Raw genomic sequence first — 9,783 nt, forward strand, 5'->3', positions numbered from 1 at the left:
CTGACGCTACCTGTGCTTCCTTCTCCCTTGTGCGCTTAACCTTCCGTGATCCGATAAGCATCACGATTATGGGTCCTATGATGTACATCGGCTTAAACATACCCCTATTAGTCAACTCCAACAGATAATCCAGACCAACCACTAAGAGCGCCTGATGAATCCATTTTCCAGACATAATATATCTATTCCACCAATAAGAGATAAGCCGGCCACACAGTAAAAAGAAGACCACGATACCTGAGACACCGTAGCTAATCCACAGCCCTCCTATGAGACCTAATGTCAGAGACGACGTATCCGAATGATTTACTACTCGCCCCAGAATTTGGCCCGAAGTTAACTGCTTACCGGGTAGCAATGTCACCATGTCGTGGAAGAAGAACCACCGAGGTTGAACGTAATTCGTGAGCTCGGTTAAGCGATCCATTGCCAGCTGTGCTACCCCTAGATCTTCCCGCGCATTTAAGTGAAGAGGTATTAACACAAATACTGAACAACGGATCACGAATTTGATAGGTTCCAATCATCATGCTCCACGGTAGTAAACTGGAAGAGTTGTTAGTTCGAACTAAGTAGCTCACCGCGAACATAAATAGTCCAATGCTAATTACTGCCGAAATGATTGTTTTCAATTTCCGGCTTATTTTTACCCCGTTAGTCGACCTGTAGATGACTGCCATAATCAACCCTAACAAAACCATTATGGGATCGTTTCTGTAGCCAGGCACAGCAACGATTACTGCTACAACGACGCCGATTAAAATCACTTTTTTTAGCGCCGTTGTCCCGGTTCTATCAAGTTTATAGGTGGAGTAGCATATGTAAACTGGTATAAGAAATTCAACCAGCTCAGGTCGACGTAGAGAATCTTCCGGCTGGCGAGTGCAAAGGCGAGGGTCATCTCATGTAGCAGGTAGCAGCCGCGCCGAGAAGCATCTCATCCGGGTTGGTGCCAATGCCCGGGCCGCCCATCTGGGCCGGCGTGCTGACCAGCGACTGCAAGCCGCCGACCATTATTTTCCCTTGGCCCTGGCGGTCACCCTGCCAACGGCCTTGATAGGTGTATACGTGTTGTGCCACGGATGAGATCCGCTCCTTCACTGCCTGTCCGTATTCTGTTACCTATTGTACACCCCCTGAAGAGGATGGAGAATAATATGGGTCACGAAAATTGCGCTTTTTGACATATAAATCCGATTGAAGTCGGGCACAGAGATATAACAGAGATATATGGGAAAGATTTGCACAGGAATGGACCCCGCCCGTTTTCGACAGAGGGCATGCAGACGGACGGAATCGCCAGGAATCGGTGAGATGCGCTGACGGATGGGAGGGGGCCGCCGAGACACGGTTCCGGCGGCCGATGAACGGATGGTCCGGTGGCGCGAGCAAAAGCCCGCGTCAGCCCGTATTCCGCAGGCCGGACGCGATGCCGTTGATGGTGAACAACACCTCCCCCTCCAGTTCCGCGGCGTCCTCGCCGCGAGCGCGCTGCTGGCGGAGATCGCGTAGGAGCAGGACCTGGAAGAAGGACAAGGGATCTTACATACGGATTGCGCAAGTTGATGGACTCACGGATGACGCGGAAGTCGGCGAGCACGTCGTCGTGCTCAATGATGTCGAGCACCACCCTGCGGGTGCGGTCGTACTCCTCGCAGATGCCGGCGAAGATGCGCTGGCCGACGGACGCGTCCTCCACCAGCCGCACGTACTCGGGCGCGATGCGCATGTCCGCTTTGGCCAGGGCCATCTGCAGATTGTCAATCAGGGCCTTGAAGAACGGCCAATGCCGGTACATGCGGCGCAGGGTCTGAAGGGTTTCGGGCCGAGCCTTCAGTCGGCAGTTTCGGAATGATCCTGGTATGGGCTCATGAGGGGAAGGGGCATCGGTCAGTTCCAGGGACTGGATGAGTTGTTGCCGAGTCGGGTCAGGCGCTCCTTTGGGCTACTTGAATAGCTCGGGATATGCTGTTTTGTTATAATGTAGGGAAGTAAATGCGTGGCGTCGAGAAGAACGGAGGCATAGCCGATGGATCGGAAAGTGCCCGTACTAACCATAGGATATGGAAATCGTCCGATTTCCGAATTCCTCGAACTGCTAAAGCGCCATGGCGTACATTACTTGATCGACATTCGTACTAAACCGTTTTCCCGCGTAAACCCCGATTTCTCGAAGAAACAACTTGAAGCCACCCTAAAGGCAAACGATATTCGCTATGTATATATGGGTGACGAGTTGGGCGGTCTCCCTAAGAATGCGGATTGTTACACGAACGGATACGTGGACTACTCCAAGCTTGAGCAATTACCGGCCTATAAGCGTGGCATTGCACGGTTGTCAGTGGCTTGGGAAAAACAGATCCACGTCGCGATTATGTGCACGGAAGGACGCCCGGAAGACTGCCACCGTAGCAAGCTTATTGGCCAAACGCTCAGTAAATTAAACATTCAGGTCGCTCACATCGATATTGACGGTAATCTGGTACCACAAGAAGAGGTGATATACCGACTGACGCATGGCCAGACAAGCTTACTCGATGAACCCGTATTTGTATCAAGAAAACAATACATCAAGCAGGGGTGATCATATTAAAATCTACACAATCGGAGTATACGGGCGAACGGAAACGGATTTTTTTAAAAATTTGGTCGAATATTCGATCACACTGTTCGTCGATATTCGTGCGCGCCGCGGAATGCGCGGAGCCAAGTATTCATTTGTTAACAGCACATACCTCCAAGAACGACTGAAAGAACTTAACATTAAATATCTCCACATAAGAGACTTAGCACCTTCGCGAGAGGCTCGAGATCAACAGCGAGAAGATGACAAGCTCTTGGGAATCAACAAACAAGCCCGGCACAGCCTAAGTAGGTCCTTCATCGAGCGATATCGTGATGAATGTTTAAGCCACTTTGATCTGGCAACATTCATCCGTCAATTTGAAGATGAGAACCTCGTTTTCTTTTGCGTAGAACGTGAACCAGAGGCTTGTCATCGAGGTATTGTTGCAGACGAGCTTTCTCAACTCGGCATAAAGGTACACCATATTCGCTAGTAGGTGATACATACATGTATGTCGTGACAGGCCTAACACGAATGAACACCGGCGTATGTATGAGCGTCTACGACACAAAGGCTAAACGATACCTTCGCCCGATTCCCCCATCGTCTAGGTTTTCACTAGAGGACGTAGGACATCTTCAATTATTTTCAATTGTGCAGTTCCATGCCAAGGCAACTAGCCGACAAATTCGACGCCCCCACACCGAGGACTTCGAAATTGTTGAGCAGCGACCAATTGTCAAAGGTATTCTGCCGCAGCCTGATCGAATCGACTTTTTACGCCAAATCTCGGTGAACAGCGTCAACCAGATATTCGGGTTCGAAAATGGACGGCCCGTATTAAAGCGGCATGGAGCTCGATTCTATGTGTCCCCTGACACCGGGAGTAACTCATTGGGAACAGTAGTGGCCCGACAAGCAAAAGTCTATAGATCATATGAGAAAATCCGAGTTTCATTTACAGATAATTCCGGTCAAACCTTCGATGATGTCCCCCTCGTTTGCATCGATAGGATCGACATTGAACGTTTGAATCGAGAATTACAGTGTGCCTCTAACACATTCGTACGTCTCAGCCTCGCCCGGCCGTTCGCGCCGACTGGCTGGGGATTTGAAGCATGCTCGCTACAAGTTTCATGCATCCATGCAGTATGAGTAGTGCAGTGAAACCGATAGATTAGGGATGATGCATATCACAAAAACATATTCTAAAATATTTTATAATTTAATATTTAAGCTATTTTGGGCGAAAGACGTCGAAACCTGGGTTAGACGATGACGGAACCCACGAACCGTGATAGAGAATATCAGAAAACCGCACATGGCCGTCGGAGAAAACCACCCGACGGCCATGTGCTGTGTCCCACAATGAATAAGGTGATTTAGCTGAGATTCCAGACCGTACGGCCTCACCCCGTATTCCGCAGGCCGGAGGCGATGCCGTTGATGGTGAACAGCACCTCCCGCTCCAGTTCCGCGGCGTCCTCGCCGCGAGCGCGCTGCTGGCGGAGATCGCGCAGGAGCAGGACCTGGAAGAAGGACAAGGGATCTACATACGGATTGCGCAAGTTGATGGACTCGCGGATGACGCGGAAGTCGGCGAGCACATCGTCGCGCTCAATGATGTCAAGCACCACCCTGCGGGTGCGGTCGTACTCCTCGCGGATGCCGGCAAAGATGCGCTGGCCGATGGACGCGTCCTCCACCAGCCGCACATACTCCGGCGCGATGCGCATGTCCGCTTTGGCCAGGGCCATCTGCAGGTTGTCTATCAGGGCCTTGAAAAACGGCCAGTGCCGGTACATGCGGCGCAAGGCCTGGAGAGTCTCGGGACGGCTTTCGACAACAGCGCCGACGGCGCTGCCAAAGCCGTACCAAGCGGGCAGGAGGTGCCGGTTCTGGGTCCACGAGAACACCCAGGGAATGGCCCGCAGGTCCTGTATGCGGGCGCTGCTCCTGCGCTTGCTCGGGCGCGATCCGATGTTCAACCGCCCTATCTCCTCTATCGGTGTGGCCTGCTGGAAGTAGGTGAGAAACTCCGGCTGGCCGTAGACAAAGCGCACGTACGCCTGGCGCGAGGCTTCCGAGAGCCCCTCGACACAGGCGGACCACTCCCGCTCGGTGGCCTGCATGGCTTCCGTCTGCACGTTGGCGGCGCCGACCAAGATGGCGGAGACCGCCGCCTCGAGTGACCTGCGGGCGATGTCGGGGTGACCGTAGCGCTGCGAGATGATCTCCCCCTGCTCGGTGATCTTCACCTTGCCACGCAAAGCCTCGGGCGGTTGCGCGAGGATGCTGCGCTCCAAGGGTCCGCCCCCGCGCCCCAGCGCGCCGCCGCGGCCGTGGAAAAACTTCAGCCGCACGCCGTGGCGCTCGGCCGTTTGCAAGAGCGCCTTTTGCGACTTGTACAGCTCCCAGTTGGAGGTCAGATAGCCGCCGTCCTTGTTGCTGTCCGAGTACCCGAGCATGATCTCCTGCTCGCCGCCGCGGGCGGCCAGCTGCTTCTGGTAAACCGGGTGGGTGAACAGACGATGGACAATCTGCGGGGCGCCGCGCAGGTCCTCAATCGTCTCAAACAGGGGCACGACGTTGAGCCGGCTGACGACGCTGCCGTCCGGCTTCCAACGGAACAGACCGGCCTCCTTGGCGAGGATGAGCACCTCCAGCACGTCGCTCACGTCGGCGGCCATGGAAATCAGGTAGTCCTGGATGCACGCCTCGCCGAACAGGTCTTTGGCCTGGCGGACGACGTGGAACACCTTCAGTGTCTCAGCGGTCGCCTCGGAGAGGTCCTGATAGGGGCTGACGAGCGGGCGCGCATCCGCCAGGAGCTCGGTCAGTTTTTCCACCTTGTCCGCTTCTGGGAGGCCTTTGTAGTCGCCCAGGCGCGCCACCTGGAACAGCTCCTGCACCGCGTTTTCGTGCACCTCGCTGTGCTGGCGGATGTCGAGAGTGGCCATGTGAAACCCGAACAACTCGACCTGGCGCAAGAGCGGCCGCACGTGCACGGCCACGATGTCCTCGCCGCGGTGGGCCAACAGAGACGACTCCATCAGCCGCAAATCGGTCAGGAACTCGTCGGGGCTGGCGTATGGTTGGACGGCGGACGCGTCCACCTCCGCGGCGGATCCGTGAAACCGCGCCTGGGTCGCCTCCAGGCGGCGCTGGATTTGCGAGACCTTCTCCCGGTAGGGTTCATCGGGCGGATCGGCCACTTGGAGAGAGGCCAACAGCTCCGGGCTGGCGCCCGTCAGCTCCAGCGACTGGCTGAGCTCCCGACCGAGCTGGACGAGGCGCTCCTGATACTTGCGCATGGCCAAGTCAAAGTGCAGGACCAGGGTCTGGAACGTGATGTCCGCAGTGACGAACGGATTGCCGTCTCGGTCCCCGCCCATCCAACTGCCGAAGCGAATGAAGGATGGCACACGCCAGCGCCGGTCTGGGTAGTGCTCGGCCAGCTGCTCCTCCAGCTGCATGTGCACATGCGGCAACACGTCGAACAGGATTTGATCCAGAAAGTACAGGCCGTTGCGCACCTCGTCCAGCACGGTGATGCGCTGCTTGCGCACGGGACTGGTCTGCCACAGGCCGACAATCTGGGCGCGCAGCGACTTCTCCAGTTGGCGCAGCTCGCGCGGGGTGAGCAAAGGATCATCCAGCTTTTGCAGGATGAAAGCAATCTGCTGGTGCTTGTCCAGCACCGTGCGGCGCGTGGCCTCAGTGGGGTGGGCGGTGAGCACCAGCTCCAGGCCCAGCCGATGCAGCAATGCGGCCACGTCGTCCGCGCTGTAGCCGGCGTTCTTCAGGGTCAGCAGGGCGTTTTGGATGGTGGCGCGGCCGACCTTCTCGCCCTGCGCGTGCTCGTACTCGCGGCGACGACGGATGCGGTGGTTCTGCTCCGCGATGTTGACCAGCTCGAAGTACAGGGAGAATGCGCGAATGACGTAGCGGCGCTGCGCCTTCGGTACTTGTTCAATCAGACGGGCGAACGAGGCGGCGCTCTCATCCTCCTCGGACTGGCGAAACTCCTTGGCGGCGGCACGGATGCGCTCGACCCAGTCAAACACCTCCTGGCCGCACTGCTGGGTGACGACCTCGCCGAGCAGGTTGCCTAAGAGTCGAATATCGCGATGCAAGGGTGCTTCGTTGGACACGCTGCGACCTCCTCCACTCCCCAGCCCGGAGCGTGCCGCGCGGGACTGGCGGTGTTTGGTCTGGGACGATGAGCCAGCGGTTGAAAATGTGTCCACGCCGCGGCCGCGGGACTTATGACGGCCGACCGGGCCGTTTCTTGGCCCACGGAACCGAAAAGCGGGAACAAAAGGGTGCTCCAACGGGAAATCTGGGCTCGTCCGGCAGGCTGATGGGAACGCCCCTTCGGGAACTTTCCGTTTCTCTTTAGCGATTACGTATGATTGCGTATATACATACTAAGTATACATGGAAGACGGTCCGGCGTCATGTTTGGAGAGAGGAGGTTTCTGGCTGAAGGTTACTGGTTTTCTGCGCGCAAGTCTAAGCAGGCCTCAATCGCGTCAAGTCGGGCCGCCGCTTTGTCCTGGCGACGCTCCAAAAGCGGAATCCGGCTCACATGTCGTTCAACGGCTTCGACTCCATGCGTTCCAGGTGCTCTTCCCACCGAGGTTTCTCCAATGCCTCAGACCTCCGTTTCCGATTGCATGGCTTCATGATTCGCCGGGTGGGCCCAGGATCCTACCGGGATCGACAAAGATGGAGGAAGCTTCACAATGGGATTTCCGTTGCGATTGTTCGAGAGCCCTTCTGCCACTTTCCGTTTCTCTTTGGCGATTGCGTATATACTAAGTATACATGGAAGAGGGTCCGGCATCCCGTCGGAAAGAGAGGGGCACGCTGATTGGACAAGCCTCGGATAACAGAAGGGATACGAACGGATGCGAGCGGACAACACAGTATCCGGGACAGGCGGCGTTTCATCCGCTACCTGTACGTCTACGTGATTGTGACCGGGGCGTCCGTGATGGCGCTGGAACTGGCGGCGTCGCGGTTTTTGGCGCCGTACTTTGGCACGTCGATGATTGTCTGGGCCAACGTGATTGGCCTGATCTTGCTGGCGCTGTCGGTGGGATACGTGGTCGGCGGCCGTGTGGCCGACCGGTGGCCGCGGGTGCGGCTGTTGATGGGCCTGTCCTTGGCGGCGGGGCTTTGGATGGCCACGCTTCCCTTGTGGGGGCAGCTGATTTTTCGCGGGTTGTCGCGCGGCATCCTGAACACGCCGATTGCCACGATTGTCATCTCGTTCATCGCTATCTTGCTGGTGTTCGCGCCGCCGGTGTTTTTGCTGGCGATGGTCAGCCCGTTCACGATTCGCCTGGCGACGGGCGCGAGAGCGGGCGCAGGACCAGGCGAGAGCGCGCAGACTGGCGGGAATGCGGGGCGAGACAATGCGCTGTCCCCCACCGGTCAGGCCCTCGACGTGGGGCGCGTGGCGGGCAACCTGTACGCGTTTTCGACGCTGGGGAGTCTGATTGGGACGTTTGGCACGGCGTTTGTGACCGTTCCGTTTTGGGGCGTGCGCGAAACCATTTTCTTTTGGGCGGCGGTGCTGGTGGCGGCCAGTCTGTGGGGGCTGGTGCGGGCGGACATGCTGCGCATCGGCGCGTCGCTGGTCTTGGTGCTGGTGATGCCGCCGTTGGCGTCCGGGGCGCTGCCCGCACCGACAAGTCCATACGGGCAGGTGCTGTGGAGCAAGGATACCCTGTACCAGCACGTGCAGGTGGTGCGGGAGACGGACGGATCGACCGCGCTGATCTACAACGAGGGCGGCGGTGTGCAATCCCTGCGCCGGCCGGGCGACGCGCTCAACACCAGCGACTACTACGACGACTACCTGGCGCTGCCGTACCTGCGCAAGGGAGCGTCGCGAGTGGTGGTGCTGGGGTCCGCCGGGGGCACGATCCCGCACCTGCTGGCCAAGTACGTGCGGCCACAGCGGCCGGACCTGCGCGTCACGGGCGTGGAAATCGACGGCGACGTGATTCCGCTGGACTTCCGCTACTTTGGGGTCAAGCCCGGCGACGCCCGGTTTGTCAACCAGGATGCGCGCGTGTTCGTCCGGCAGGCCCCGGCGCGGACGTACGACATCGCGATTGTCGACGCGTACACGAACCAGATCTACATCCCGTACGAACTGACGACGGTGGAGTTTTTCCAGGAGCTCAAGTCCCGTTTGACGCCGGGCGGGCTGGTGGCGATGAACGTCAATGCGACGAGTACACGCTCGCGGCTGCTGCTGTCGATGGAACGAACGCTGCGAGTGGTGTTTCCCTACGTATACCGGGTCAAGGCGCGCGGATTGTACAACTACATCTTGCTGGCGAGCGAGCATCCCGTGTCGACGGCCGGGCTGGCGCGAATTCCGCGGGATAGCGCGCTATCTTCGGTGGCGGCGGACTGGCCGCGACATCTGGTGCCGCTCAGCGCAGCGGATACGGCGGGCGGCCTGGTGTTGACCGACGACCGGGCGCCGGTGGAGATGTTGACGGATTCGATGATCTTTGGTGCGGCGAAAGAACGGTAGGAACGGGACTGCGCTCGCTCGCCCGTGACGGGCATCCCGAACGGGCGATCCGTTGCTGTGCCGCAGGTAGGCAAAGCAGGCCGATGTGACCCACTGGCTGGTCGGAAAGACGGGCAACTGCTATTCGCGCATTGGCGACGCGTGGAGGAAAGCGCGCAGGCAGCCAAGGCATTTTGTCAGCGCAGCCGTCATAGGTTGATAGAGATGGACAACCATTCAGGCTGTGGGTCAGGAGGCTTGGCGATGAGAGTTGTGCTTCTGGTGGTGTCCGCTGTCGTCGCGGTAGTCAGTGGTTGGCAAGCATTATGGGTGGCCGAGGTCGGAGCGGAGCAGCAAATTCCGCAGTTGGAAGGAGACGGTGGCGCGGGCCTAGTGTTTGCCCTGCTCTGCCTGGCCGGAGGTGTGGCCGCCCTGTTTCGCCGCTGGCTCGGTTGCGCACTCTTCTCGCTGGCGGCGCTGGCGGGCGTGTGGGCTGGTGTGGTGTTCGCCGACTTGGTGACGGGGCTGTGGGCCGTCGCGCCGCTTGCGCTGGGATTCGTGGCGTGGTGGAAGGGCGGTCGCTGCAGGGGGCGAAGTCGAACGGCACAGACGACGGCGCACAAGGCACCGGCGATCTAGAACAGCCATGGGGCTCGCGCAACGCCTTTGCACCCCAACG

Annotated in this window: 8 protein-coding genes and 1 pseudogene; 4 read left to right on the top strand and 5 right to left on the bottom strand. The window is 58.3% G+C overall.

The genetic code is table 11. The features are described from left to right. From ASH01S_RS19075 to ASH01S_RS19360, 4 genes and pseudogenes are all read right to left on the bottom strand, one after another. The coding region (locus ASH01S_RS19075; RefSeq protein WP_217996351.1) for a hypothetical protein at positions 1-523 on the bottom strand (523 nt) is incomplete at its 3' end. 374 nt (positions 524-897) lie between these two features. Next, entirely contained in the window at positions 898-1,080 is a 183-nt protein-coding gene (locus ASH01S_RS16755) for an OsmC family protein (RefSeq protein ID WP_157067213.1), read from the bottom strand. A 321-nt stretch (positions 1,081-1,401) separates the two neighbouring features. After that, complete coding sequence (locus tag ASH01S_RS19355; RefSeq protein WP_245629138.1) at positions 1,402-1,536, bottom strand: phosphoenolpyruvate carboxylase; 135 nt, start codon at positions 1,534-1,536, stop codon at positions 1,402-1,404. Between the two features lie 52 nt (positions 1,537-1,588). Then, positions 1,589-1,798: pseudogene (locus ASH01S_RS19360) on the bottom strand (phosphoenolpyruvate carboxylase); the annotation flags it as partial. Positions 1,799-2,029: 231 nt separating this feature from the next. Between ASH01S_RS19360 and ASH01S_RS16765 the strand changes: the two are divergent. Further along, a complete protein-coding gene (locus ASH01S_RS16765) occupies positions 2,030-2,584 on the top strand; it encodes a DUF488 domain-containing protein (protein ID WP_067929591.1) in 555 nt (184 codons plus the stop codon). Continuing rightward, entirely contained in the window at positions 2,538-3,059 is a 522-nt protein-coding gene (locus tag ASH01S_RS19775; protein WP_373278596.1) for a DUF488 domain-containing protein, read from the top strand. Before ASH01S_RS16765 ends, ASH01S_RS19775 begins: the two co-directional genes overlap by 47 nt. Before the next feature lie 916 nt (positions 3,060-3,975). Here the strand turns inward: ASH01S_RS19775 and ppc are convergent. Next, entirely contained in the window at positions 3,976-6,720 is a 2,745-nt protein-coding gene (ppc, locus tag ASH01S_RS16770; RefSeq protein ID WP_067929592.1) for a phosphoenolpyruvate carboxylase, read from the bottom strand. Positions 6,721-7,442: 722 nt separating this feature from the next. Between ppc and ASH01S_RS16775 the strand changes: the two genes are divergently transcribed. Together ASH01S_RS16775 and ASH01S_RS16780 are read left to right on the top strand one after the other, a co-directional pair. Next, complete coding sequence (locus tag ASH01S_RS16775) at positions 7,443-9,125, top strand: spermidine synthase (RefSeq protein WP_067929593.1); 1,683 nt, start codon at positions 7,443-7,445, stop codon at positions 9,123-9,125. 243 nt (positions 9,126-9,368) lie between these two features. Further along, positions 9,369-9,743 carry a hypothetical protein gene (locus ASH01S_RS16780; protein WP_067929594.1) on the top strand — a complete coding sequence of 125 codons (375 nt, stop codon included), beginning with the start codon at positions 9,369-9,371 and terminating at the stop codon, positions 9,741-9,743. Positions 9,744-9,783 lie beyond the last annotated feature (40 nt).

The organism is Alicyclobacillus shizuokensis NBRC 103103 (genome assembly GCF_001552255.1).
Lineage (GTDB): Bacteria > Bacillota > Bacilli > Alicyclobacillales > Alicyclobacillaceae > Alicyclobacillus_G > Alicyclobacillus_G shizuokensis.

Bases quoted from the DNA above. Each gene is read 5' to 3' on its own strand.
- ASH01S_RS16765 (WP_067929591.1), top strand. From the start codon at position 2,030: ATGGATCGGAAAGTGCCCGTACTAACCATAGGATATGGAAATCGTCCG.
- ASH01S_RS19775 (WP_373278596.1), top strand. From the start codon at position 2,538: ATGAACCCGTATTTGTATCAAGAAAACAATACATCAAGCAGGGGTGAT.
- ASH01S_RS16780 (WP_067929594.1), top strand. From the start codon at position 9,369: ATGAGAGTTGTGCTTCTGGTGGTGTCCGCTGTCGTCGCGGTAGTCAGT.